Here is a 25,807-nt window from a genome sequence, read left to right on the forward strand (position 1 = left end):
GCGGTGGCGGCCTCACCTGCCGGCAGCGGCGGGCGCGGCCCGCCGGAACCTGCTGGCCAGCGGCCCCGCGCTGAACCCGTGGGCGACCACGCTGAGCAGTACGGTCAGCGCGATGACGGCAACGACGTCGGAGGCAACGCCGTGGAGGTCCTCCAGCGCCAGCAGCGCGAAGACGACCGAGGCGAGCCCGCGTGGGCCGAACCAGCCGATGAATCCGACCCGGTAGCGGTCGAATCCCGCACCGAGGAGGGCGAGAGCGACCGGGAGCATACGGACCACGGTGAGGCTGAGGACCGCGTAGAGCACCATGGCCCAGCTCCACTGCGCCCCGATCACCGGCACGGCCACGGCGCCGAAGATGAGCCAGCTGACCATCGAAGCGAGGCTCCCGCACTGCTCGACGAAGTACGTCTCCTTCGCGCCGCCACGTCCCGCCACGTTCCCGAACATCAGCCCACCCACGAACGCCGCGACGAAGCCGTTGCCCTCGACCAGCAGTGCCGACGTGTAGGCGATGAGCGCGAGGGCCAGGACCGCGGGACCCGCGAGCTCCTCCGAGAGCCAGCCGCGATCGCGGGCCGTCCGGGTGAGCGCACCGCCGAGGCCGCCGATCACGGCCCCGACGAGCGCGCCCAGGGCGAGGGCCAGGACCGCGCTGCCGGGGCCCTCCACGCCGGCGATCCCGTGGTCCGTGGCGACTCCGGCGATCGCCACGAGCACGATCGGGGTGGCGATGCCGTCGTTGAGGCCGCTCTCGACGTTGAGCGTGTTCCGTACCTTCTCGGGGACGGCGGGGTTGGACATGACCGTGGCGCCGAGGGCCGCGTCGGTGGGAGCCAGTGCCGCGCCGAGGAGCAACGCCGCCCACGGATCGAGGCCTAGGACGAAGACGGCGATCACGGTCCCCAGGGCGACGGTCAGCGGGAGGCCGACGCCGAGCAGGCGGACGTACGTGCCTAGGTCACGCCGGAACCGGCTCAGCCGGACCCCGGAGGCGTCTCCGAAGAGCACCCAGACGAGAGTCACCTCGGCGATGAGCTTGACCAGCTCGGGACCGATGCCCACCTCGAACAGGCCGAGCACCTGGACGAACGCGAAGCCCGCCGCCACGAACACGATCGGAGCGGTCAGACCGGGGCGTCCGAGCCGGTCCGCCAGGACGCACCAGCCGAAGATCGTCACGAGCACGACCGTCAGCGCGAGATCGTCCACCCTCATCCCCTCCGTCCTGGCCCGCCGAGCGCCGACAGCACCTCGTCACGGATCGGCTCCAGCCGGGCTCTGTCGACGGACCGTGCGGCCTCGGCCAGGTGATCCAGCAGGAGCAGCATCCGGCGCAGCACCATCGGGGACGCCCGAGCCGTCGGCAGAAGGTCGGTGACAGCGGTCCGCAGGTAGTCCGACCACGCCGGCACGACGAGCCGTGCGCGGACCTCGCCGGAAGCGTCATGAACCTCGACGGCGGTCAGGTCACGCGTGGCCAGGTGTTGCAGCAGCTCGTCGGTCGTGTCGAGCGCGTCGACGGCGGTCGCCGGGTCGTTCACCGCCGTCGACAGGGCACGCAGGCCGATGTCCGCCAGCAGTCGGAACGCGAACATCGGGTCCTGGTCGAACGAGCGCTCGCGGCCACGGACGACCGCCCGCCGGACCAGGTCGTCCGGAAGGTCACCGCGAACGACCGCGGCGAGCGGCGTCCCCTCGACGATGGTGTCGCCCACCGCCACCCGGAAATGGACGACACCGTCGACCCGGCTGGCGGCCTCGACGAGCTGCCGCAGGTCGAGCTGCTGGACCACCCCGTGCCGGCCCGCCCAGACGATCGTCCGCACCGGGGGTGGGAGTTCGGCAGGGGGCTCGGCAGGGCCCTCGTCATGGGTACCGGGCCGTGGCGGGTACAGACGATCGATGACGCGCCGGCCCCGTGCCGCCACCACCTCGAGCACGTAGGCCAGCTGGATCGACAGGAATGCGCGGGTCTGCAGCTGCCGGATGAGCGCGATCGTCGTCAGCACGCCCAGGATCGCTACGACAGGGACGAGGACCGACACCCGCGGCAGGTCCGTTCCGGCCACGGCTGCGACGGTGCAGAACACGAACACCCCGATCGCTGACCCGAAGGTCCGCCACACCAGCGCGTCGCCGCGGAAGATCGGGAGACGCGGCGAGAAGGCGCCGGCCGACCACTGGACCACGCCGAACAACAGCGTGTACACGAGGCTGACCACCCCGATCACCCCGATGCCCAGGGTCACCAGGGGCTCCACCAGGCGACCGCCGTCCACGCTCGGGCCGACGCCGGAGGCCGGCAGTGTCAGCCCGGCGGCCGCGCCGACCCCGGCGCAGAGCAGCTGGACGACGCCCGATCGCAGCCGTCGGCGCGCGCGGAGCGGGCGACGTTCCGGCAGGCGTCGCTCCGTCGGACGCGGGAGGGGAGACATGTCTCGCGGCGCCCCGGACTGGTCAGCCCAGGGCTCTCTCCTTGAGGGCCGCGAACTCCTCGTCGTTGATCACCCCAGCGTCGTACAGCCCTTTGGCCTCGGTGATCTGCGACGCGGCCGACGACCCACCAGCCGTGGCGCGGATGTACGCGTCGGTCTTGGTGCGGTCCGCGCTCACTCGTGCCTCCTGCCGCTCGGCCATCCCACGCCCCCGGGCGATCAGGTAGACCAGGGCCGAGAGGAACGGGATCGCGATCAGGGCGACCAGCCACAGCGCCTTCCACCAGCCGCTGAGGTCCCGGTCCCGGAACAGGTCGCCGATGATGTGGAACAGCACGATGAGGTACATGACGAACGCGAACCACCAGAGCATGAGCCAGAACCAGTCCATGAAGCTGTTCACGGAGCTGCCCTCCTCGCAGATCGGGCCTTGACGGTCACGGCCCTGATCGCATGCTGCGGCGCTCGCCCGGCCCGCGTCGTCATGCAGAGTGCGTGAACTCCGTACCCGCGTGCCCGGTTCATGTGATCGGGGTGATGCCAGACGACGGCGTGCGCGCGTTGATGAAGGGGCAGGTCGACCGACGCCGGAGAGGCGATCCTCGTGGACTACATCGACCGACTGCGGCGCTTCGCCGTGAACGATCCGAACCTCGACACCGAGGTGCACATCGCACCGAGGGTGCTCGACCCGCGGGACGTTGCGCTGACGCGGCTGGCCGCGCTGGTGGCCGTCGGCGGCGCCGAGCCGACGTACGGCAGCCTCGTGGACGAGGCCGTGACGGCGGGAGCGACCACGGCCGAGATCGTCGACGTCCTCGCCGCGGTCGTGCCTGTCGTCGGCCTCGCCCGGGTGGTCGCGGCCGCGCCGAAGCTCGCGCTGGGTCTCGGCCACGACCTCTATGCGGCGGAGGCCGACTGAGTGCTCGGTCAGGAGCCGAGCAGCCCCATGGCGGTGGCCCGGTCGACCGCGCCGCTGCGGGACGACACCCCGAGCTTGCGATAGATCGAGCCCACCTGGGAGCTGGCGGTGTTGCGGGTCACGAAGAGCCGGGCACCGATCTCGCGGATGGTCAGGTGCGTCTGCAGGTAGGGCAGGAGCCGCAGCTCGGCCGGAGTGAGCGGGGCCGCCGGCGGGGAGCCGGGATCGGTCGGCGCGAGGGTGCGTCCTTCGGCCCCGAACGCCTTGCGCAGGTCGGCGGCCTCGTCGACGAGCGTGCCCAGGGCCGGTCGCCGCAGCAGGACGTCGTCGATCTCCCGGAACAGGTGGCGGACGGCGGCGACGTCGCCCGTCGCCCAGCTCGCTCGGGCGAGGTGGAGACGCACGCGTACGGCGAGCGTCGGGAAGGCGTAGGTGCAGAACGCCCGGGCCCGCATTCCCTGCGTCAGCCGCCGGCGTGCCTCCTCCATGTCGCCGTCATGGAGCGCAAGGCGGGCGGCGGCGGCGTAGCCCAGGCCGCTGGTCGGGTAGTCGTCCATCCGGTGCTCGCGCACGGCCCCCAGGGCGTGCTCGACGCGCCCGCGGGCGTCGTCCCAGCGGTCGTGGTCCATGTCGAGCAGGGCGAGCAGTGCCTCGCCGAAGACGAGGGTGTCCCCGTTCCCGACGGCGAGCGCGGTCGCGACGGTCTCCTCCAGGCACCGTGTCGCGCCCGCGACGTCACCCCCGGCCAGGAGCCCGTCGCCCGCCATGGCGAGCGCGGTGTCGCGCCACACGCTCCACGGCGGCTCCTGCGCCAGGGCGACGCGGGCATCGTCGACCATCCGCTGCGGGCCGTCCGGGCACCGCAGCGCGTGGTACATCGCACGCGCCGAGGTGAACGAGGCGGTCCCGTCGATCGTCTCGCCGTCGTACGTCGCGGCGTCGGCCACGGCGCCCCACCGCTCTGCCTCGAGCGCGCGCCCCTCGTACACCGCCACGTAACCGGCGAGCAGAGCGAGCGGCGGATAGCCCGCGATCGCGTCGTCGCCGAGGGCACGCAGCCATCGCTCGACGGTCGCGATACGCCCGGCCTGGAAGCTCGTCATGACGATCCGTGTGACGAGGCGGACGCAGCGGTCGCGCTCGGGCGTAGGGAGCAGGTGCTCGACCGCCTGCTCGGGCAGGTCGTGAGACTCGAACCAGTCTGCGGCACGGACCCGCAAGACATCCTCGTGACCGGGCTCGTCGGTCGCGAGCACGCCGAGGAGGAACTCCCGGAAGAGCGCGTGGTAGCGGTACAGCTCGCGACGCCGGTCGAGCGGGACCAGGAACATGCTCGACGCCTCGAGCCGGCGCAACAGCCGCTGCGAGAATCTCTCCTCGAGGACGGCGTCGCACAGCGGCGCGGACAGGACCTCGAGCACCGCCGTACGGCGCAGGAACCGTCGCATCGTCGCGGACAGCCGGCCGAAGGTCTCGTGCTGCAGGTAGTCGGCGATGTACGGGTCGCGCCCTGTCACCGACACTGACCGCGGGTCGCCGTGCCGAGCGACGAGCGCGGCGAGGTAGACGCCGGCCGGCCAGCCCTCGGTCCGCTCCGTCACGGCGGCGGCGTCGTCCAGCGACATGGTCACGCGCGCGGCCGCGAAGACCTGCTGGGTGTCGGCGACGCCGAGCGCCAGGTCGCTCGCGCCGATCTCCACGACCTCGTCCGAGGCGCGGAGTCGTGAGACGTGCGGCTGTGCGGCCCTGCTCGCGGCGACGAGCTGTGACCCGGCGGGCAGGCCCGCGATCACGACGCCGAGGGCGTCGTGGCCGGCCGAGGAGCGGATCTCGTGCAGGTCGTCGAGCACGAGCAGGAACGGTTGCCGCGCAGATCGCAGGGCCGCCGCGAGGCGCGGGGCGGCCCGTCCCAGGACGGACGTGTCGGGCCCGATCATGTCCGCGACCAGGTCGTCGTGCCCGGGACACGCTCGAGAGAACGCGGTGGCGACGACGGTGAGGAGGCTCAACGGGTCATCGTCGAGCCGGTCGAGAGAGACCCAGCCGACAGCACGGTCGTCGCGGGCGGCCCACTCCGCCAGCAACGTCGACTTGCCGTACCCGGCGGGCGCGGTCACGCCCACGACCCGGCAGCCGCTGGTCCGTGCGGCGTGGATCAGGTCGGCCCGGTTCGCCGTACCCGCACGAGGGCGGGGCACGGTGAACTTGGCCTCGAAGAGCAGGCGGCTGAAATCCGCGGATGCCCCAGCCGTGCCCGGCTCGTGGCTCACCCCTCAAATCTAGGGACCGCGGCCGCTCGGGGGCAGATGCTCGGCGCTTTTCACCCGAATGTGCCTGAGCAGGTCCCGGGGAGCCGGAGATCGTTCCTGATAGCTCGTTCACCACCTGCTCCAGCGCCGTCGCCATGGCACGGTGGGTGCACGCGGCATCGCTCGCCGACGTACCCCCGCTGAACTCCCGGCGAGGCGGCCACCCGGCGCAAATCTGCAGGTCAGAGCCAGTTCCGGGGACTACACCGTGGGTGTCGGGGGTTCGAGTCCCTCCGAGCCCACCACGCATGAATCGTGGTGAGGCCTGGTCCCGGTGAGGTCACGTCTCAGAAGGCGCGAGCCGCGACGTCCGGCCGCCGGGCTCCGGCGAGCAGCGCGCGCAGCGCGTCGACCGGCAGCGGCTTGCCCGGGTCGGTGAGGTAGTTCTCCGCGAGCGACGAGGGCTCGGCGGCGTACGCCTGGGTGTAGGCGGCGGCCTCGGGCTCGAACCGCCAGCCCTCCGACATGCCGCCGGCGTCGACGGTGTCGAACCCGAGACGGTCGACCAGCCGGGCGGCGGCGGCCTTGGCGCCGTCGTCGTCGCCCGCGATCGGCAACGCGCTGCGGTCGTGGGCGCCGGCGGGTCGGGCGAGCAGCGGGATGTGGCGGGCGAGGATGTTGTTGAAGGCCTTCACCACGTGGGCGCCGGCCAGCAGCTGCTGGGCGTACTCGCCCGTGGTCAGCTCAAGAGCGTCGAGCTCGGCGATGCGTCCGTCGCGGTGCGGGTAGTAGTTCCCGGTGTCGACGACGACCTTTCCCGCCAGGGCCTCGAGCGGCAGGTCGCGCAGCCTGGTCAGCGGGACCGCGACCACGACCTGGTCGGCGAACGCCGCCGCCTCGCTCGAGGTGCCCGCGCGGGCTCCGGCACCCAGCTCCGCCACCAGGTCGGCCAGCGACTCCGGGCCGCGCGAGTTCGCGATCAGCACCTCCAGGTCCGCGGCGACGGCCAGCCGGGCCACCGCCGAACCGATCGCGCCGCTCCCGATGATCCCCAACCTCGCCATGCTTCAATCTCCTCCTTGGTCGCCTTCTGGTCCGACCAAGCGACGCCGCCCTCCGATTGTTCCCGGGCCGCTCCGGAAGGCAGCTGTCGCGCGGCGCACACGTGTCCCTCACGGAGGTCCTGCTGCGACCCACGGGGCAGGGGCGCCGGCGACACGGGACGGTGCGACAGGCAGGGGTGACGAGGGGGTCCAGTCGCTCTCTGCTTCCGGCGTGGCGACGCGCCGGCCGCCCCGGTGAAACCCGGTGAGTCTCGTCCTTACCTGCGACTCGACCCTCCGCCTGTCAGCCCGTCCGACCGCGCTCGGGAGCCGGCTGTGACACCGCCGACCTGCTCGTGGGCGCCCGGTTCGGCGGCTCGGTCACACCGCCATCGCGGCCCGGCGCCGTCCTCCCGCAGCTCCGACGGGCGCCGTGCGCGCCGCCGCGTGGCCACCGCGGAGCGCCAGGAGCTGTTCCAGGGGACGGACCTCGCCCTCCTGGGACGCGGTGAGGAACGCGGCGACCAGGTTCCGGTGGGCCGCGGACTCGACCGGCGCGCGCGCCGGGCCCCGTGTGATCCGGGGCGCTGCCCGACGGACGAGCTGTCGGGCGTTGACGGCGCTCGTGCGCAGGAGGCGCGCGATCTCGTCGTAGGGGTAGTCGAAGACCTTCCGCAGCAGGTAGGCGGCCAGCTCGCCGCCCGACAGCCGGGACAGGAGCAGCCCGAGCGCCTCGGACAGCGCGGCGGTCTGGTCCACCCGGACGGCCGGATCGGCACCGTCGTCCTCCGGCCGCGGGGCGTGGACATCGGTCGGGTACTCGTGGCGGTGGCTGGCCGACTGCACGACGTTGATCGCCAACCGTTTCGTCGTGGTCGTGAGGAACGCCTCCGGGTTCCGCACCTCGGTCCGGTCGGTGCGCTGCCACCGCAACCAGGCTTCCTGGACGACGTCCTCCGCGCTCGAGGAATCCCCGCCGGTGACCCGGAGGGCGATGCGGAACAGCCGTGCGCGCTGCGAGGCGAAGAATACGCCGGCGCGCTCCAGGTCGTCGGGGCGCGCGCAGGCCCCGCGGATCGTGCGGTCGGGCTCGGTCGTCGACGCATCCATGGCGGCTCCTTCGGTGCGGGTCGTCCGGGTGGGCGACATGCCCAGCCTTCGGCCGCGTCGGGGGCTGGCGCGCCATGCAGTCCCGTGGTCCGGTCCGTGGTGCTGCGTGGTGCCGTGCGTGGTGCCGGGCGCGCGGGATGCCGTGCTCACGCGGGGGAGGGCGTGCCCCCCGCCGCGGCGCCGGGGCTCGCCAGCGCGCGCGAGAGCTCCCGTCGCGAGGCGATGCCGAGCTTCGTGTAGACCTTGCGCAGGTGCCACTCGACGGTGTGGGGGCTCAGGAACAGCTCCGCGCCGATCCTCGGGTTCGTCATCCCGTCCGCCGCGAGTGCGGCGATCTGTGCCTCCTGCGCGGTGAGTGGTGACGCCACCGTGTCGTCGCGCGCGCGGACCCTGACGCCGGAGGCGAGCAGCTCTCGGCGCGCCCGTTCCGCGAACGCGGCAGCGGGCATCGCCGCGAACAGGTCGTGTGCCGCGCGCAGGTGCTGCCGCGCGGCGGCCCGCCGGCCCTCTCGGCGCAGCCACTCCCCGTAGAGCAGATGGGTGCGGGCGACCTCCGCGGTGACACCTTCCCCGCTCAGGTGGTCGAGCGCCGCGCGGTACAGCGCGTCGGCGTCGTCCCCCGCGCGGAGCAGGGCCAGGCAGCGCGCCCTGAGCCCGCGCGCCCAGCCGGTGTCCGCCACGCCGATCAGCGTGTCCAGGCGGGCGAACGCCGCTGCGGCCTGCTCGGGCTCGCCGCAGCGCACGGCCGCCTCGACGTGCTCGACCAGCGCCAGCCCGATGAAATTGAACCCGTCGTGGTCGATCACGGTGCGTGACGCGGCGAGGGCCCGGTCGTACTGTGCCAGCCCGTTGTACAGCACGCCCTGGACGTAGCCCGTCACGGCGAGCAGCGACGCCTCGCCGCCCTCGGTGGCTCGGGCGAGCGCCTCGTCGAAGAAGGCGACGGCGGTCGCCTCCTCGCCGCGCCACGCCGTCAGGACCAGGGACGCGTAGGCGAACGGGGCGTTCCCGGTGGCGGCGGCGATCGTGTCGGCCTCGTCGATCTTCCGTGCCGCGCCGGCGAAGTCGCCGTGGAAGACGTCGACGCCCGCCGTGTAGACGAGCGCCGGCGGCAGCACGCCCAGGGCGCCGACGTCCCGGGCGAGGCGCACCGCCCGCGCCGAGATCCGGTCCCAGGCGGAGAAGTCCCACGCGTGGTGGAAGAACGCCTCCATCGCGACCGGCGCCAGCAGGAGCCAGCGGGTGGTGGCCCCGGGGCCGTCGAGCTCCTCCTCGGCGAACGGGACGAGAGCCGCCCGGATCGCGCCGACACCTGGCCCGGGGCCGTCGGCGAGGAGGGTGGCGATCGCGTCGAGCAGGGCGTCGGAGGGGCTCGACCCCGGCAGCTGCGCGTCGAGGCCGCGGGCGGCCCGCGCCGCCGCCGCGACCCCCGCGGTGCCGTGGACGCGGCCGGAGAAGACGGCGGCGCTGAGCGCCTCGAGGTAGGTCTCCCTGGCGAGCGGCGAACCTGCCGAGGCGAGGCCGGCGGCTGCCTCCAGCAAGAGGGGAGCGGCGTCGTCGCTGCGGCTGCGGGCGAAGAGGACGCGGGCGCGGAGACGGTTCACACGGGCGCGGTCCGTCGGGTCGAGCGGGCAGAGGTCGGCGGCTGTCGCCATCTCGGTCGCACGGTCGAGCGCCGCCGCCGAGAAGTGCGCCTCGGCCGCGGCGAGGGCGCGGCGTCCGCGCCGCCCTGCGTCCGGCGTGAGCTCGGCGGCACGTTCGAGCAGCACGGCCTCGGCGGCCATGCCGCCGCGCTGCCGGGCACGGGCCGCGGCCCGCTCCAGGCCGTCGGCGACGTCCTCGTCCGGCCCGTCGCACGCCTGCGCGGCGTGCCACGCGCGGCGGTCGGGCTCGTGGACGGCATCGGTGGCCGCGGCCAGGGCCGCGTGCGCCGCCCGGCGTTCAGCGGGGCTGGCCGCGCGGTAGACCGCGGACCGCGCCAGAGGATGGCGGAACCGCACCGCCTCGCCGAACTCGACGAGGCCGGCCGCCTTGGCGGGCGCGACGTCGGGAGCGATGCCGAGGTGCTCGGCTGCCCTCAGCAGGAGTCGTGCGTCGCCGACGGGCTCCACCGCGGCGACGAGCAAGAGGGCCCGGGTCGGCGAGGGGAGCGCTCCCAGACGACGGCTGAAGTCCGCCTCGACACGGTCGGGGACCGAGCCGAGGACGTCGGTATCGAGCCCGTAGGCCAGCTCCGCCGCATGGCGACCTCGGTAGAGCTCCAGGAGGGCGAGCGGGTTCCCGTGCGTCTCCGCGACGAGCCGCGCCCGCACCGGGTCGTCCAGGCGGCCGTCGACGGCGGAGTCGAGCAGCCGGCCGGCCGACTGCGGGTCGAGGCCCTCGACACGCAGCTCGACGAGCCCCGCCAGCGCTCCCTGTCCCTCGGGGTCGCGCACCGCGGCCACCAGCGCGACGGGTTCGGCGAGGAGCCGCCTGGCGACGAACTCGAGCGTCAGGAGGGACGACTGGTCCAGCCACTGCGCGTCGTCCACGACGACGAGCACCGGCCTCGCCTCGGACGCACGGGTCAGGAGCGTGAGCACCGCGAGGCCGACGAGGAACCTGGCGGGTGGCTCTCCCGTCGCCGTCCCGAAGGCCACCGCCAGGGCGTCGCGCTGCGGGTCCGGGAGTCGCCCGGCCTCGCCGAGGAACGGGGCGCACAGCTGCTGCAGGCCGGCGTACGCCAGCTCGATGTCCGCCTCGACGCCGACGGCCCGCGTCACGGTGACCCCTGAGGCCTGGGCGGCCACGTAGTCGAGCAGCACCGACTTGCCGACGCCGGCGTCGCCCCGCAGGACGCACACCGCCGACGTCCCACCGCGGAGGCTCGCGAGCACCGCGTCGAGGGCCGCGCGCTCGCTGCCGCGCCCGACCAGACGGGGGAGGGGACTCGCGCTCATCGCAGCTCCTGGCCTCGCGGGGAGCACACCGTCGGTGGCGCCCTCGGGGGCAGGCTACCGGGCCGTGTCACGCACGGCGCCGCCACACGGTCGATCCATGGTCAGCAGATCGTCTGTCGCAGGAGGAACCGTGTCCCCACGTACACATCAGCTCGCCACAGCGGTGCTCGTGATCGGCACCGGAGGCTCGGGCCTGCGCGCCGCGATCGAGCTCGCCGAGGCGGGCGTCTCCGTGCTCGCCGTCGGCAAGCGCCCCGCGCCCGACGCGCACACCTCGCTGGCGGCGGGCGGCATCAACGCCGCCCTGGCCACGACCGACCCCGCCGACTCGTGGGAGCAGCACGCGGCCGACACGCTCCAGGAGAGCTACCTGCTGGCCGACCCCCGCACCGTGCAGGTCGTGACGCAGGGGGCGTCGCGGGGGATCGACGACCTGGAGCGCTACGGCGTGCGGTTCGACCGTCAGCCTGACGGCCGGATCGCGCAGCGCTACTTCGGCGCCCACACCTACCGGCGCACCGCCTTCGTCGGCGACTTCACCGGGCTGGAGGTCCAGCGGGCGCTGCTCGAGCGCGCGGCGGCGCTGGCCGTCCCCGTCCTGTCGACGGTCTACGTGACCCGGCTGCTGGTCAACGACGGGGTGGTGTTCGGCGCGTACGGCTTCGACCTCGTCGACGGGTCGCGCTACCTCGTGCACGCCGATGCCGTCATCCTCGCGACCGGCGGCCACACCCGGATCTGGCGGCGTACGTCGTCCCGGCGCGACGAGAACACGGGGGACTCGTTCCGCCTCGCCACGGAGGCCGGGGCCCGGCTGCGGGACGCCGAGCTGGTGCAGTTCCACCCGTCGGGGCTGATCGAGCCGGAGAACGCCGCCGGGACCCTCGTCAGCGAGGCCGCGCGGGGCGAGGGCGGCGTCCTCCTCAACACCCTGGGAGAGCGCTTCATGGCACGGTACGACCCGGAGCGGATGGAGCTGTCCACCCGCGACCGTGTCGCCCTCGCGTCCTCCACGGAGATCAAGGAGGGCCGCGGGACCCGGGCCGGGGGCGTGTGGCTCGACCTCTCGCACCTCCCGCGCGAGACGATCCTCACCCGGCTGCCGCGCGTGTACCAGACGCTCATGGACCTGCAGGTGCTCGACGTGACCCGCGACCCGATCGAGGTGGCACCGACCGCGCACTACTCGATGGGCGGCGTGTGGGTGCGCCCCGAGGACCACAGCACCGACGTGCTCGGCCTCTTCGCCATCGGCGAGGCGTCCAGCGGGCTGCACGGCGCGAACCGGCTCGGCGGCAACTCGCTCATCGAGCTCCTGGTGTACGGCAGGATCACGGGCCGCGCCGCCGCCGCGTACTCGGCTGGGCTGGCGACGCAGCGCCGGTCGCTGGGCGCCGTGCGGGACGCCGAGCAGGCGGTCGACGGGCTGCTCGACTCCGACGGCGACCAGAACGTCCGCGCGATGCAACGCAGCGTTCGCGACCTGATGACCGAGCACGCCGGGGTGGTGCGCGACGAGGCGGGCCTGCGCGCCGGTCTCGCCGGACTCGACGAGGTCGAGGACCGGATGACGCGGGCGGGCATCCATATCGACATCGGCGGGTACCAGGACCTCGCGCACGCCTTCGACCTGCGGTCCGCGGCGCTCGCGGCGCGGGCGACCTTGGAGTGCGCGTTGGAACGGCGGGAGACGCGCGGGTGCCACAACCGGTCCGACCACCCGGACCTGGACCCGGAGCTGCAGGTCAACCTGGTGTGGTCGCCGGGGACCGGGGTGCGTCGCGAGGCGCTGCCTCCGATCCCGACCGACATCGCCGAGCGCATGCACGACGTCTCCGCCGACGGAAAGCTCGTCGAATAGCGCGTGCGGTGTCACGCGCCCGCACGACGTCCGGTCGTTCAGGGTGACGGCGCCCGCCGTCGACGGACACGGCCTCCTGGCGTCGCAGCGCGCGCCCCGACGGCCTCCAGCCGACGCAGGAAGGACACCCCCATGAACGACCACGTTCTCGAGCCCGAGGCGCAGGCCATGGCCGACGCGACCGCACAGCCGCCCTACTTCTACGAGATGACACCCGAGGACGCCCGCCAGGTCCTCGCCGACGTCCAGGCGCAGCCCACCGACCTGGCGGACGTCGAGGAGGAGTGGGTCGTCGTGCCCGCCCCCGCCGGGGACGTCCGGGTGCGGGTCGTCCGGCCCGTCGGCAGCACCGCCCCGCTGCCCGCCGTCCTCTACGTCCACGGCGGAGGCTGGGTGCTGGGCGACGCCGGCACGCACGACCGCCTGGTCCGCGACCTCGCCACGGGCGCCGACGTCGCCGTGGTGTTCGTCGAGTACGACCGGTCGCCCGAGGCCCGGTACCCGGTCGCGATCGAGCAGGCGTACGCGACGGCGCAGTGGATCACCCGGCATGGTGCGGACGCGGGCCTCGACCCCGCCCGGATCGCCGTCGCCGGCGACTCCGTGGGCGGCAACATGGCGGCCGCCGTCGCGATCCTCGCCAAGCAGCGCGGTGACGTGACCTTCCGCCACCAGTCGCTCTACTACCCCGTGACCGACGCCGCGCAGGACACGGCGAGCTACGTGGAGTTCGCCGAGGGCCCCTTCCTGCGGGCCAAGTCGATGGCCTGGTTCTGGGACGCGTACCTGCCGGACGAGTCCCGGCGCCAGGAGATCACCGCGTCGCCGCTGCGGGCCACGCTCGAGGACCTCGCCGGCCTGCCCGAGGCGTTCGTCGTCGTCGACGAGAACGACGTGCTGCGCGACGAGGGCGAGGCCTACGCACGCAAGCTCCTCGCGGCGGGGGTCCGGACGACGACCGTGCGCTACAACGCGACGATCCACGACTTCATGATGCTCAACCCGCTGCGGCCGTCGGCCGCGTCGTCCGGCGCGGTCGCGCAGGCCGTCGCGGTCCTGCGCGCGGCGCTCCACGCCCGCTGAGACACCTACCCGCACCCACCACAGGAGACCGAGATGGACACCCAGTACCCCACCGTCGTGCTCGTGCACGGCGCCTTCGCCGAGTCCGCGAGCTGGAACGGCGTCATCGACCGGCTGCACGAGCTCGACATCGAGGCCGTCGCGGCGGCGAACCCCCTGCGCGGCGTAGCCGGCGACGCCGCCTACGTCCGTGACGTCGTCGCCGCGATCGGCCGGCCCGTCCTGCTGGTCGGCCACTCGTACGGCGGGATCGTGATCACCGAGGCCGCCGCGGGGAACCCCGACGTCGTCGGCCTCGTCTACGTCGCGGCGTTCGCCCCGGACCACGGCGAGAGTGCGTTCGAGCTCTCGGCGCGGTCCCCGGGCAGCACGCTCGGCGAGGCGCTGACGGCCTACCCGGTGAGCACCGGCGGCAACGAGCTCGCCATCCGGCTCGACGCCTTCCCCGCGCAGTTCGCGGCCGACGTGCCGCTCGCGGACGCGACACGGCTCGCGCGTACGCAGCGGCCGGTCACGGAGTCCGCGCTCCGGGACGGGCTTCCCACCGACACTCCGGCGTGGCAGACGCTGCCCTCGTGGTTCGTCTTCGGGGGCCAGGACCGCAACATCCCGGCTGCGGAGCTGCACGCCGAGGCTCAGCGCGCGCGGGCCCGGACGGTGAACGAGGTCGAGGGCGCGTCCCACGCGATCGCCGTCTCCCGTCCCCTCGAGGTCACGAGCACCATCCTGGAGGCCCTCGGCGCCGACGTCGCCGAAGAGGTCGCGTGACGCGTCGGCGGAAACACCGGCCGACGTCCGACGGCTCCCGCCCCGTTCGCTGGGGGCGGGAGTCGTCCGGGATCGACGTCGGCGACGCCGTGGCGGGCGGGGGTGCGCCGGTTCGGCGCGGATCGTCCCGAGCCAGGCATTGACACCGTTGGTCGCGTTCTTCTAATGTCTGCGTGCAGCACGAGTTATACGAATGACGCCAGGGTTGGCGCGGACCACGAGGAGGTGACGGCATGGCGCGAGGTGCGAACGGCGCGTCCAAGCAGCCGACCATGTGGGACGTGGCCAGCCTGGCCGGCGTCTCGCAGGCGTCCGTCTCCCTCGTGCTGAACGACGCCGGCCGCGGGCGCGTCTCGGACGCCACCCGCGAGCGGATCCTCGACGCCGTGCGGGAGCTGGACTACCGCACCAACGCGTTCGCCAAGTCGCTGCGCAGCGGCGAGTCCGGCCTGATCGGGTTCGTCTCGGACGAGGTCGCCAGCGCGCCGTTCGCGGGTCGTCTCCTGAAGGGGGCGCAGGAGCTGGCCTGGGAGACCGGGCACGTGATCCTGAGCGTCGACTCCTTCGGCGACGACGCGCTCGAGGAGGCCGCGATCGACATGATGCGGTCCTACCGGGTGCGCGGCGTCGTGTACGGGTCCATGTACCATCGGGTGCTGCGGCTTCCCGCCGCCCTGCAGGACATCCCGGCCGTCGTGCTCAACGCCCGGGAGGCGGACGGCAAGGTCCCGAGCTTCTTCCCGGACGAGGAGCGGGGCGGGTACACCGCGACGCGCCACCTGCTCGACGCCGGACATACGCGCGTCGCGATGATCAACATCCAGCCGCCCGACAGCGACCTGCCCGCCGGGATCGGCCGGATGGCGGGGTACCGCCGGGCGCTGGAGGAGGCGGGCGTGGAGTTCGACGAGCGGCTCGTGCGCTACGGCGGCGGTGTGGTCGAGGACGGCCTGGCGCTGACCCGCGACCTCATGGCCGGGCCCGCCGCCCCGACGGCGATCTTCTGCGGCAACGACCGGACCGCCTGGGGTGCCTACCGCGCCCTCGAGGCGCTCGGCCTGCGCATCCCCGACGACTGCTCGATCGTCGGCTTCGACGACCAGGAGACGCTCGCGCCGTACCTGGACCCCGGACTGACGACCGTGGCGCTGCCGTTCGAGCAGATGGCTCGCAGCGCCCTGGACACCCTGCTCGGGACGCGTCCCGACGAGGTGTCCGACCATCCCATCGAGTGCTCACTGGTCCCACGGGGATCGGTGGCGAGTGCGAAGGTGCACGAATGACAGCTCACGCAGAGGCCCGGGCGACGATCGTCGCGCGCCGCACGCCGTGGTGGCGGCGGGTGATCAGGTCCTGGCAGTTATACGTACTACTTACGCCGGCCGTCGTCTACGTCCTGGTCTTCAAGTACTGGCCGATGTTCGGCGCCCAGATCGCCTTCCGCGACTACAACCCCGTGGACGGCTTCACCGGCAGCCCGTGGGTGGGGCTCGAGCACTTCACCCGCTTCGTCGAGTCGTTCCAGTTCGAGCGGCTCATGGTCAACACCCTCACGGTGAACGCGCTCGGGCTGCTCATCGCCTTCCCCGTGCCGATCGTCCTGGCGCTGATCGTCAACCAGCTCTCCGGCGACCGGTTCAAGAAGTTCACGCAGACCGTTCTCTACGCGCCGTCGTTCATCTCCGTCGTCGTGGTCGTGGGCATGATCTACCTGCTCTTCTCGCCACGGTCGGGGATCGTGAACAGCGCGATCACGGCGTTCGGGGGAGACCCGGTCTTCTTCATGGGGTCGCCCGAATGGTTCCGGCCCCTCTACATCGGGTCGGACATCTGGCAGAACGCCGGGTTCTCCATGATCGTCTACCTGGCCGCGCTGACGGCGATCGACCCCGCCCTGCACGAGGCCGCCCGCGTCGACGGGGCGAACAAGTGGCAGCGGATGTGGCACATCGACATCCCCGGCATCCTTCCCGTGATCACGATCCTGTTCATCCTGGCCATCGGGAACCTCTTCAACCTCGGATTCGAGAAGGTCCTGCTGATGCAGACCGACCTCAATCTCCCGACGTCCGAGGTCATCCAGACCTACGTGTACAAGACCGGTCTGCAGGGCGCCCAGTTCAGCTATTCGGCCGCGATCGGGCTCTTCAACTCCCTCATCAACCTCGCCCTGCTGCTGACCTTCAACTGGGTCGCACGCCGGGCCAACAAGACGAGCCTGTGGTGATGACGCCATGACGACCATCCATCCTCCCGTCGAGGCGCCGGCCTCGACCCCGGACGCCGCGCCGCGGCCCCCGCGGGCGCGCCGCCGCCACCGCGAGTCCGGCGCCGACAGGGCGTTCACGATCGTCGTGACCGCGACCCTGCTGTGCGCGATCCTCGTGATCCTCTACCCGCTCTACTTCGTCGTGGTCGCGTCGGTCAGCGAGCCGTCCGCGATCCTCAACGGCGACGTGTGGCTGTGGCCCCGAGGCCTCACCTTCGAGGGATACGCCCGGATCCTGTCCGACCCGGGGATCCTGCGGGGGTTCGCCAACTCCGTCCTGTACACGGTCGTGGGCACGGCCGTCAGCGTCGCCACGATCCTCTGCGGTGCCTACGCGCTGTCGCGTCGTGACCTGTTCGGCCGCACGTTCTTCATGCTGCTGTTCGTCATCACGATGTTCATCGACGGGGGCCTCATCGCCCGCTACCTCGTGGTGCAGGAGCTCGGGATGCTCAACACCATGTGGGCCGTCGTCCTGCCGGGCGCGGTGGGCGTGTGGAACCTGATCATCGCCCGCACGTTCTTCGAGAGCAACGTGCCGGACGAGCTGCGGGACGCGGCCCAGCTCGACGGCGCGAACGACTTCCGGTTCTTCTGGCGGATCGTCCTGCCGCTGTCGAAGCCGTTGATCGCGCTGATGGTGATGATCCACCTGGTGGCGAACTGGAACGCGTTCTTCGACGCCCTGATCTTCCTCGACGACGAGAACAAGTACCCCCTGCAGCTCGTGCTGCGCAACATCCTGATCCAGTCCGAGGTGTCCGCCTCCGGAGGTGCGGGCGCCGTCGACTCCTATGCCGCGGCACAACGCATGGGAGAGCTGATGAAGTACGGAATGATCGTCATCTCCACGATCCCGCTGCTCATCGCGCTGCCGTTCATGCAGAAGCACTTCACCAAGGGCGCCCTGCTCGGCGCCGTCAAGAGCTGATCGACGCCGCGCCGACGCCCGTCGACACATTCCCCGATCTCTTCACCATGGCAATCGCGAGGAGCGAACCGATGAGACACAGCCGTTTTGTCATCCCTGCCGTCACCACCGTCGCCCTGCTGGCCCTGACCGCGTGCAGCGGCGGGTCTCAGCAGGCCGCCGAGATCGACGACGCCTCCGCCGACTTCGGGCTCCATGCCGAAGGCCTGCCGATCGTCGACAAGACGCTCACGCTCACCTTCGGCGGGTCGAAGTCCGCGCTGGCGCCGGACTACTCCGAGATGGAGCTCGTCCAGCGGTGGGAGAAGGACACCAACATCGCGATCGACTGGGAGAACCTGCCCGACCAGGTCTACCAGGAGAAGAAGAACCTCATGCTGGCCTCCGGCGACCTGCCGGACGTGCTGTTCAACTCCGGCCTGACCGACGCGGAGGTCGTGGACAACGGCAGCAACGGCACCCTGCTGCCGCTGGAAGGCCTCATCGACGAGTACGCGCCCACGCTCAAGAAGATCCTCGACGAGCGGCCGGACGTCCGGGCGGCGATCACCGCCTCGGACGGGCACATCTACACGCTGCCCTCGGTCGAGGAGCTGGGCATCCTGCCGTACCCCAACTTCCTGTTCATCAACACGAAGTGGCTGGACGAGCTCGGCCTGGAGATGCCGCGCACGATCGAGGAGTACCGCCAGGCGCTCGAGGCCTTCGCCACGAAGGACCCGAACGGCAACGGCAAGGCCGACGAGATCCCGCTGAGCTTCCGCCCCGACTCCTTCGCGGCGAACCCGTGGGACCTCATCACCGCGCTCGGCGGGCAGCCGGAGAACAACGACCACCGGATCGTGCGCGACGGGAAGGTCGAGTTCACGGCGAACACCGACGCCTACCGCGACGGGGTGAAGGCCCTCGGCGAGTGGTACGCGGACGGCCTCATCGACCCCGAGTCGTTCTCGCAGGACGACGTCGCCTACCTCGCCAAGGGCAAGGCGAAGACGCCCGTGCTGGGCTCGTTCTTCTGGTGGGAGCTGGAGGAGATGGTGGGCACCGACCAGCTGGACGACTACGAGCTCGTCGGCGTCCTCGAGGGCACCGACGGCCAGCAGCGCGCGAGCGTCACCAACAACCAGGAGATCAGCCGCGGCGCGATGGCGATCACCCGGGCCAACAAGTACCCGGCGGCCACGATGCGCTGGGCCGACCGGCTCTACGACCCGGTCATGTCGGCCGAGACGTCGTGGGGACCGATCGGCGTCACCCTCGAGAAGAACCCGAAGTCCGGCCTCCTGGAGCAGATCCCCGCCCCGGCAGGGACCTCGGAGGGGGAGCGCCGCCAGCAGGTCGCGCCGATGGGGCCGCGCATCACCACGGCCGAGGACTTCGAGACCGTCGTCGCCCCGGAGCCCCGGGCGGCCGAGCGGCAGAAGCTCGTCAAGGAGTTCTACGAGCCGTTCGCGGCGAACGAGAAGTACCCGCCGGTCCTGCTCTCGAACGACGAGCTGGACCAGGTCTCCTACCCGGAGACCGACATCAAGACCCTCGTCAAGGAGAAGTTCGCCAGCTGGATCGTCGACGGGACGATCGACGGCGAGTGGGACGGATACGTCTCCCAGCTCCAGAGCCTCGGGGTGGACGAGGTCACCGCGACCTACCAGCAGGCCTACGACCGCTTCATGGAGACCGATCAGTGACAGACACCACCGTCGACCGGGCGCGGGCACGCGCCACCGCGAACCTGCGCCCGGTCGCGCACTTCACCGCCCGCGACACCTGGCTGAACGACCCCAACGGCCTCGTGTTCCACGGCGGCACCTGGCACCTGTTCTTCCAGAACAACCCGGACGGAGACACGCACGGCAACCTGTCCTGGGGCCACGCGACGTCGCCCGACCTCGTGACGTGGACCGAGCAGCCGGTGGCGATCCGGCACACCGCGCAGGAGGAGGTCTTCTCCGGCAGCGCCGTCGTCGACGAGCGCAACACCGCGGGGTTCGCCGGGCCCGGCCAGACGGCGCTGGTGGCCGTCTACACCAGCGCGTACCGCCCCGGCCACCCGACGCTCGCCGGCCGGCAGGCACAGTCCCTCGCCTACAGCCTCGACGACGGTCGCACCTGGACCCGGTACGAGGGCAACCCGGTCGTCGACCGGGGCAGCGCCGACTTCCGGGACCCCAAGGTGTTCTGGTACGAGAGCGAGGGCGGCGGCCACTGGGTGATGCTCGCGGTCGAGGCCACCGACCGCCAGGTCGTGCTGTACCGCTCCGACGACCTCAAGCGCTGGGAGCACCTGTCGACGTTCGGGCCGGCGCACGCCACGGGCGGCGTGTGGGAGTGCCCCGACCTGTTCCCGCTGCCCGTGCGCGGGACCGACCGGGTGCGCTGGGTCATGATCGTCAGCCTCAACCCCGGCGGTGTGGCGGGTGGCTCCGGCGCCCAGTACTTCGTCGGGGACTTCGACGGCACCACGTTCACCCCCGACCGGCCCGGCGACGGGCCGCAGGGCGCCGACTGGCTCGACCACGGGCGCGACTACTACGCGCCCGTGTCGTTCAACGGCGCCCCGGACGGGCGGCGCGTCACCATCGGGTGGGCCAGCAACTGGGACTACGCGAACGAGACCCCGACCGCGCCGTGGCGCTCGGCGATGTCCCTGGCCCGCGAGCTCGAGCTCGTCCGCACGCCCGACGGGCGGGACCGGGTCGTCCAGCGGCCCGTGCTGCCCGCGGGGCCGCGCGACGGGCTGGTGGTCCACGAGGTCGCCGTCCCGGCGGACGGGGGGCGGCACGAGATCGTGCTGCACGGCGACGGGCCCGACGCCGTGGTCCTCACCGTGGACGGGGCGGCGCGGACGCTGACCAGCGACCGCCGCGACAGCGGGGACACCGGGTTCCACCCGGCGTTCCCCTCCGTCGACACCGCCCCGCTGCACGACGTCGGCGCGGCGGTCGACCTGACCGTCGTCGTCGACGGCTGCGTGCTCGAGGTCTACGCCTGCGGCGGCCTCACCACGCTCACGCAGCTCGTCTTCCCGAGCGCCCCGCTCACCCGGCTCACGGTGCGGGAGGCCGCCACGGCATGACCGGGCCCGGGCGGCCTCCGGCACGGTCGGCCGCCCGGGCGCGCCCCGCCGCACCCGGCGGGGCTGAAAGAAGAGACGAGAAGTCAGACCGAGACGAGAGAAGGAGCTTGTTGCGATGACGGAACAGCGACGGACGGATCACGGCCCCAGGCTCGGACGCAGGACGTTCCTGCGGGGCGCGACGGTCGCGGCAGCAGTGGCCGCGGTGGGGGTCCCGAGGCTCGCTGCCGGCGCGGCCGAGGCGGCCGACCCGGTGCTCCACCTGGCGTACGACGAGGCGAACGGGGCCACCGAGTTCCTCGACAAGGCGGGGCAGCGCACGTTCAGCGCCCACGTGGCGAAGAACCCGGCCGAGCGCGTGCCGGGCGTGCGGGGGAACGCCTTCCGCACCGACGGCTTCTCGACCTGGGCGACCGGTGACTTCGCGGCGCCGATCACCTCGCAGCTGACGGTGCAGACCTGGGTCGCCCTGGAGAGCTACCCCTCGGGGACGGAGCTGCCGTACGAGGAGCTGTCGTCCTCGTCGATCATCCACCAGAAGTCCGACTCCGCAGGCTTCGACCTCGGCATCAACACCTACGGCGAGTGGTGGTTCACCGCCACGATCGACGGCAAGGAGCGCACCGTCAAGGCGCCCTGGCTGTTCCCGCTGTACGAGTGGGTGCACGTCGCCGCCGTGGTCGACGGCGACGCCGGCGAGCTGCGGATCCAGCTGGACAGCAGCGCCGGGACCAGGGAGGCGCGCCTGGAGATCCCTGCCGGCTCGACCTTCGACCAGGCCACGGGTGCGCCGCTGGTGATCGGCAAGGCCGCGAAGGACGAGACGATGGACATATTCCTCGTCAACGCCCTGGACGCGGCGTACGACGACACGAAGATCTACACGGTCGCCCGCGACAAGGCCGCGCTCGCCGCGGAGTACACGGCGGGGATCGAGGGCGCGGGCAGCGCGGACGAGGCCCTGCAGGTCACGGCGCTGCGGTTCGCCGACGACGTCCTGCGGCCGCGCGTCCACGCCATGCCGCCGGCCAACTGGACCAACGAGCCGCACGGCCTCGTCGAGCACGGCGGAAAGTTCCACCTGTTCTACCAGCGCACCCCGAACGGCCCGTTCAAGTCGCAGATGCACTGGGGCCACATGTCCAGCGCGGACCTGGTGACCTGGAAGAACCAGCACGACGCCCTCCTGCCGGAGCTCAACGACCGGGAGGCGCAGCTGGGCGCCGTCGCCGGGGCGGGCCTGTCCGGCCAGGGGTCCAAGGGCATCTGGTCCGGCGACGTCGTCTCGGTCGACGGCACCGCGTACGCGTTCTTCACGACCGTGAACTACGGCGGGCCCTTCGACCCGGGCGTCACGCGCGCCACGAGCAGCGACCCGGACCTGGCCACCTGGACGAAGGACTCCGCCGGGCTGTTCGACAAGACCGGCGTGAACGACACGCGCGACCCGTACCTGTTCGCCGACGGCGACACCTGGCACATGGTCGTCGGCGCCGCCGTGGACACCGGGGGTGGCCTCGCGCACTACACGGCCTCCAGCGTCGGCGGGCAGTGGACCCGGTCGGAGAAGCCGTTCTCCACCGTGGGGTTCGGGCAGATGGACATCGGCTCCGTCATCTGGGAGATGCCGGTCTTCGAGAAGCTCGGCACCCACGACGGCACCGACGTGTACATCCTCCTGGCCAACCCCATCGGCGGCGAGGTGTCCAAGCTGACCGAGCCGTACACGCGCGGCGTCTACTGGACGGGGACCTGGGACGGGGCGCAGTTCACGCCGTTCGAGGCCACGCCGAAGCCGCTGGACGTGATCCACGGGCACCTGTCGCCCGCCGTCGCTCGCGGCCAGGGCGGCAGCCTCGTGGGGATCGGTATCGTCGACGAGCGGTCCAGCTCGCAGATGCAGCTCGACCTGGGCTGGGCGCACACCTACAGCCTGCCGCGCGAGTGGCGCCTGCTGGCCGACGGCAGGACGCTGGGGCAGCGCGCCCTGCCGGCCCTGCAGTCGCTGCGCGGCACGAAGCAGAGCGTCGCCGACGTCGCCGTCAGCGGCGACCACCGGCTGGCCGCGCAGGGCAACCAGGTCGAGATCCTCGCCCAGGTCGACCCGGCCAGCACCGGGACGCGGTACGGCCTCGCGGTCTGCGCGTCGCCCGACGACCAGGAGATCACCCGGATCTACTACGACGACGGCGACCTGGTCATCGACAAGAGCAGCTCGAGCACCGGCTTCGACAACGAGGAGGCCGTGCTCCTGCGCGCCCCGTACGACGAGGCCGCCTTCGGCAAGCCCGAGACGTTCCACGTCTTCGTCGACCACTCGGTCGTCGACGTCTTCGTCAACGACGCCGCCGCGTTCTCCAACCGGATCTACCCCACACGCACGGACGCGGACGGCGCCGCCCTGAGCACGGGCATCCTGCTGACGTCCGGCGGCGGGGAGACGCTGTTCACGTCGGTCGACGTCTGGACGCTGCGGGCCGGCGGGGCGTAGCCGCCGGGGTCCGGCTCGGCGTCCCTCGACGGGACGTCGGGCCGGGCCGGTGCAGCTACGGCCGCCACGCCTCGTCGAAGTCGGGGTGGTCGGCGTAGGGGAGCGCGAGGGCACGGAGCATGCGCTCGCCGACGAACTCGATGCCGCTGACCTGTCGTGCGTCGACCTCTCGGTCGAGGTCCTTGTCCATGTCGAGGCCCGTCGCCTCGTAGGCGAGATGGACGAGCTGCCGCTTCGCCTCGACCTCCGCCAGCAGCCGCGCCCGCGTGAACGGCCGATCGGGCTCGCCCCGCGGCGTCCCGCCGTCCGGCCCGCGGTCGCTCCGGAGCTCCGCGGCCGTCGCTCTGGCCTCGTCCTCGTTCAGCCGGGCGGTCAGGAACTCGGTCAGGGTCACAGGGGCAGCATACGGCCGCAGCGCGCCGCCGATCCCGGCGGCCGGAGGCCCACGGCGCCGACTGCGGGCGTACCGTGAAGGAGTGGGTGGTCGACGGCTCGGCCCGCACGAGGGCGATCGAGACGGCTCGCCGACGGAGGTTCGGTCCTCCGCTCCCGACGAGGACACCTCCGAGGCGCGCTGGGACGACGACGGCGGCTACGAGCCCGAGGACGCCGACGTCCCTCCCGACCGCGACACCCCGGTGCCGGCCGGGCTCTTCCTGCGCGGGATCCTGGACTCCGCCCTGCCGCACGAGCTCGGCACGGACGACGGGCCGGAGCGCTACACGGTCGCAGCGGTCTTCTCGCGCCAGGTCGCCCCGGAGGAGCGCGCCCTGATCGAGGGGCCGGACGCCCGGTCCACGCTGGCGGAGCGGGGATACCCGGGGGTGGGGCTCAAGGTCGCGGACCGTCGCCTGGAGATCTCGGGGACGAATCTGGCGGCGCTCGAGAGCGGACTCGCCTCGCAGGTCGCGGCACTGCTGCGGGGCGTCGAGCAGCAGGTTGCCGCGGCGCGTGAACGGCGCGACGACGAGCGTGCGCGGTGGAGCGAGGCGGAGGCCCGCCGTGCTGCCCGGGTGAAGGCGGAGGCAGACCGTGTCCGTTTCGAGTGACCGGCCGACGCCCTCGAGGACGACCGACCGCAGCCCCGCCAGGCGCGTCACGAGGGACTACGCGGTCCTGGCCAAGGTCGTCCGGGAGTCCGGCCTCACGCGCCGTCGTTACGCCTACTACTGGACGCGCCTGATCGCGACGGTGGCCGCGTTCGCCCTGGTGTGGGCCGGGGTCGTGCTGCTGGGCGACTCCTGGTGGCAGCTCGTGCTCGCCGCGGCGCTGGCCGTCGTCCTGGCCCAGCTGGCGTTCCTCGGGCACGACAGCTCCCACCGGCAGATCTTCCGCTCGCGGGCCTGGAACGACTGGACCGGACGGGTCCTGGCGAACGTGTTCGTCGGGCTGAGCCACGTGTGGTGGACCACGAAGCACAACGCCCACCACGAGGCGCCCAACCGCGAGGGGCACGACCCGGACGTCTCGCCCGGGGTCATCGCGTTCACGCCGGGGATCCTCGCGAGCCGCCGCGGATGGCGCCGGTGGTTCGCGCGCCGGCAGGGCTGGTTCTTCTTCCCGCTGCTGACCCTCGAGGGCCTCAACCTGCACGTGGCGAGCGTGCGCACCGTGCTGGGTCGTGGCCCGGTCGTGCACCGCGGCGTGGAGGTGCCGGTCCTGCTGACCCGCCTGGCCCTGAACGTCGCCGTCCTGGCGATCCTCCTGCCACCCGCGATGGCGGGCGCGTTCCTCGCCGTCCAGCTCGGCCTGTTCGGCGTCCTCCTGGGCGGGGCGTTCGCGCCCAACCACAAGGGCATGCCGATCGTCCCGGCGGACGCCGAGGTCGACTTCCTGCGGCGACAGGTGCTCATGTCCCGCAACATCCGCGGCAACGTCGTCGTCGACTTCTTCATGGGCGGGCTCAACCGGCAGATCGAGCACCACCTGTTCCCGAGCATGCCTCGGCCGAACCTCCGGCGCGTGCAGCCGCTCGTGCGCGAGTACTGCGCGACGCTCGGCGTCACCTACACGGAGGTCGGGTTCTTCGTCTCGTACCGGATCGTCGTGGGCTACCTCAACGACGTCGAGCACCGCGCGCGCGACCCCTTCGGCTGCCCGCTGGCCGCGCAGCTCGGACGGTGAGGCGCGCCGGCCCGAGCCGGGGGAGCGGCGCGTAGAGTCGAGGTATCCGGGACGAACGTCCCCCACCTGAGGTGCGCGGGTCCGGAGAAGCGAGGAGGCCGTCATGGCCACCGCCCCGACCCCGACCCCGCCGTTGGCCTCCGCGACCAACGGCAACCCCACCCGCAGGGTGACCGGCACCCGCCGGGCGTCCCGCGGCGCCCGCGCGAGCGCCGGGACCGTCCCCGGGAGCCCCCGGCGCGGTCGTTCCGGTGCGGTCTGGACCGCCGTCGGGGTCGCCGTGCTCCTCCTCGCCGCCCTGGTCGTCTTCATGCTCCAGAACACCCAGGCGGTCCTGGTCTCGTTCCTGGGGCTGGAGGGCACCGTCCCGCTCGCGGTCGCCCTGCTCATCGCCGGCGTCGGGGTCGGGGTCGTCGTGCTGATCGTCGGCGCGGCCCGCTCCGGCCGACGCCAACGGCGCTCGCACCGGACCGAGTGACCGGCCGCCCCGCGCTGGAGGTGCA

The 25,807-nt window shown here is 72.5% G+C and carries 21 protein-coding genes; 13 read left to right on the forward strand and 8 right to left on the reverse strand.

Annotated elements, in window-relative coordinates; all coding sequences use genetic code 11:
• Positions 1 to 12: 12 nt before the first annotated feature.
• The 3 genes from AAG589_RS02055 to AAG589_RS02065 form a co-directional block, all read right to left on the reverse strand.
• Positions 13 to 1,218: a cation:proton antiporter gene (locus AAG589_RS02055; protein WP_430565583.1), complete on the reverse strand. Its 1,206-nt coding sequence runs from the start codon at positions 1,216 to 1,218 to the stop codon at positions 13 to 15.
• The gene (locus AAG589_RS02060; RefSeq protein ID WP_430565584.1) at positions 1,215 to 2,252 is read right to left on the reverse strand and encodes a DUF2254 family protein; all 1,038 of its coding nucleotides are present in this window, start codon (positions 2,250 to 2,252) and stop codon (positions 1,215 to 1,217) included. The genes AAG589_RS02055 and AAG589_RS02060 overlap by 4 nt, the downstream gene beginning before the upstream one ends.
• Positions 2,253 to 2,460: 208 nt before the next feature.
• Entirely contained in the window at positions 2,461 to 2,841 is a 381-nt protein-coding gene (locus AAG589_RS02065) for an SHOCT domain-containing protein (RefSeq protein WP_430565585.1), read from the reverse strand.
• Between the two features lie 201 nt (positions 2,842 to 3,042).
• On the opposite strand from AAG589_RS02065, the gene AAG589_RS02070 reads away from it, so the two are divergent.
• Positions 3,043 to 3,360, forward strand: a complete 318-nt coding sequence (locus AAG589_RS02070) for a carboxymuconolactone decarboxylase family protein (RefSeq protein ID WP_430565586.1) — start codon at positions 3,043 to 3,045, stop codon at positions 3,358 to 3,360.
• An 8-nt stretch (positions 3,361 to 3,368) separates the two neighbouring features.
• Here AAG589_RS02070 and AAG589_RS02075 read toward each other — a convergent pair whose 3' ends face one another.
• The 4 genes from AAG589_RS02075 to AAG589_RS02090 all read right to left on the reverse strand — a co-directional run bounded on the left by AAG589_RS02075 (position 3,369) and on the right by AAG589_RS02090 (position 10,701).
• On the reverse strand, positions 3,369 to 5,630 hold the full coding sequence (locus tag AAG589_RS02075; RefSeq protein WP_430565587.1) for a LuxR C-terminal-related transcriptional regulator: 2,262 nt from the start codon (positions 5,628 to 5,630) through the stop codon (positions 3,369 to 3,371).
• Between the two features lie 326 nt (positions 5,631 to 5,956).
• A complete protein-coding gene (locus AAG589_RS02080) occupies positions 5,957 to 6,673 on the reverse strand; it encodes an NADPH-dependent F420 reductase (protein ID WP_430565588.1) in 717 nt (238 codons plus the stop codon).
• A 360-nt stretch (positions 6,674 to 7,033) separates the two neighbouring features.
• Positions 7,034 to 7,762, reverse strand: a complete 729-nt coding sequence (locus AAG589_RS02085; protein WP_430565589.1) for a sigma factor — start codon at positions 7,760 to 7,762, stop codon at positions 7,034 to 7,036.
• Between the two features lie 146 nt (positions 7,763 to 7,908).
• Positions 7,909 to 10,701 (reverse strand): helix-turn-helix transcriptional regulator, encoded by a 2,793-nt coding sequence (locus AAG589_RS02090; RefSeq protein ID WP_430565590.1) that lies wholly within the window; start codon positions 10,699 to 10,701, stop codon positions 7,909 to 7,911.
• A 97-nt stretch (positions 10,702 to 10,798) separates the two neighbouring features.
• Here AAG589_RS02090 and AAG589_RS02095 point away from each other — a divergent pair, with 97 nt between their 5' ends.
• The 9 genes from AAG589_RS02095 to AAG589_RS02135 all read left to right on the forward strand — a co-directional run bounded on the left by AAG589_RS02095 (position 10,799) and on the right by AAG589_RS02135 (position 23,180).
• Complete coding sequence (locus AAG589_RS02095; protein WP_430565591.1) at positions 10,799 to 12,562, forward strand: FAD-dependent oxidoreductase; 1,764 nt, start codon at positions 10,799 to 10,801, stop codon at positions 12,560 to 12,562.
• Positions 12,563 to 12,694: 132 nt separating this feature from the next.
• A complete protein-coding gene (locus AAG589_RS02100) occupies positions 12,695 to 13,645 on the forward strand; it encodes an alpha/beta hydrolase (RefSeq protein ID WP_430565592.1) in 951 nt (316 codons plus the stop codon).
• Between the two features lie 33 nt (positions 13,646 to 13,678).
• Complete coding sequence (locus AAG589_RS02105) at positions 13,679 to 14,413, forward strand: alpha/beta fold hydrolase (protein WP_430565593.1); 735 nt, start codon at positions 13,679 to 13,681, stop codon at positions 14,411 to 14,413.
• A 233-nt stretch (positions 14,414 to 14,646) separates the two neighbouring features.
• Positions 14,647 to 15,696 (forward strand): LacI family DNA-binding transcriptional regulator, encoded by a 1,050-nt coding sequence (locus AAG589_RS02110; protein ID WP_430565594.1) that lies wholly within the window; start codon positions 14,647 to 14,649, stop codon positions 15,694 to 15,696.
• The gene (locus tag AAG589_RS02115; RefSeq protein ID WP_430565595.1) at positions 15,693 to 16,640 is read left to right on the forward strand and encodes an ABC transporter permease; all 948 of its coding nucleotides are present in this window, start codon (positions 15,693 to 15,695) and stop codon (positions 16,638 to 16,640) included. Before AAG589_RS02110 ends, AAG589_RS02115 begins: the two co-directional genes overlap by 4 nt.
• Positions 16,641 to 16,647: 7 nt before the next feature.
• Positions 16,648 to 17,613, forward strand: a complete 966-nt coding sequence (locus tag AAG589_RS02120; protein WP_430565596.1) for a carbohydrate ABC transporter permease — start codon at positions 16,648 to 16,650, stop codon at positions 17,611 to 17,613.
• A gap of 71 nt (positions 17,614 to 17,684) precedes the next feature.
• Entirely contained in the window at positions 17,685 to 19,301 is a 1,617-nt protein-coding gene (locus AAG589_RS02125) for an ABC transporter substrate-binding protein (protein ID WP_430565597.1), read from the forward strand.
• On the forward strand, positions 19,298 to 20,689 hold the full coding sequence (locus AAG589_RS02130; protein ID WP_430565598.1) for a glycoside hydrolase family 32 protein: 1,392 nt from the start codon (positions 19,298 to 19,300) through the stop codon (positions 20,687 to 20,689). Before AAG589_RS02125 ends, AAG589_RS02130 begins: the two co-directional genes overlap by 4 nt.
• A 115-nt stretch (positions 20,690 to 20,804) precedes the next feature.
• A complete protein-coding gene (locus AAG589_RS02135) occupies positions 20,805 to 23,180 on the forward strand; it encodes a GH32 C-terminal domain-containing protein (protein ID WP_430565599.1) in 2,376 nt (791 codons plus the stop codon).
• Between the two features lie 55 nt (positions 23,181 to 23,235).
• On the opposite strand, the gene AAG589_RS02140 is transcribed toward AAG589_RS02135, so the two are convergent.
• Positions 23,236 to 23,574 (reverse strand): DUF6221 family protein, encoded by a 339-nt coding sequence (locus AAG589_RS02140; protein WP_430565600.1) that lies wholly within the window; start codon positions 23,572 to 23,574, stop codon positions 23,236 to 23,238.
• A gap of 82 nt (positions 23,575 to 23,656) precedes the next feature.
• Here AAG589_RS02140 and AAG589_RS02145 point away from each other — a divergent pair, with 82 nt between their 5' ends.
• From AAG589_RS02145 to AAG589_RS02155, 3 genes are all read left to right on the forward strand, one after another.
• Positions 23,657 to 24,229 (forward strand): hypothetical protein, encoded by a 573-nt coding sequence (locus tag AAG589_RS02145; protein ID WP_430565601.1) that lies wholly within the window; start codon positions 23,657 to 23,659, stop codon positions 24,227 to 24,229.
• Positions 24,213 to 25,304: a fatty acid desaturase family protein gene (locus tag AAG589_RS02150; RefSeq protein WP_430565602.1), complete on the forward strand. Its 1,092-nt coding sequence runs from the start codon at positions 24,213 to 24,215 to the stop codon at positions 25,302 to 25,304. The genes AAG589_RS02145 and AAG589_RS02150 overlap by 17 nt, the downstream gene beginning before the upstream one ends.
• Before the next feature lie 103 nt (positions 25,305 to 25,407).
• Entirely contained in the window at positions 25,408 to 25,782 is a 375-nt protein-coding gene (locus AAG589_RS02155; protein WP_430565603.1) for a hypothetical protein, read from the forward strand.
• Positions 25,783 to 25,807 lie beyond the last annotated feature (25 nt).

It is taken from the genome of Isoptericola sp. F-RaC21 (genome assembly GCF_038593535.1).
Taxonomy (GTDB): Bacteria; Actinomycetota; Actinomycetes; order Actinomycetales; family Cellulomonadaceae; genus Isoptericola.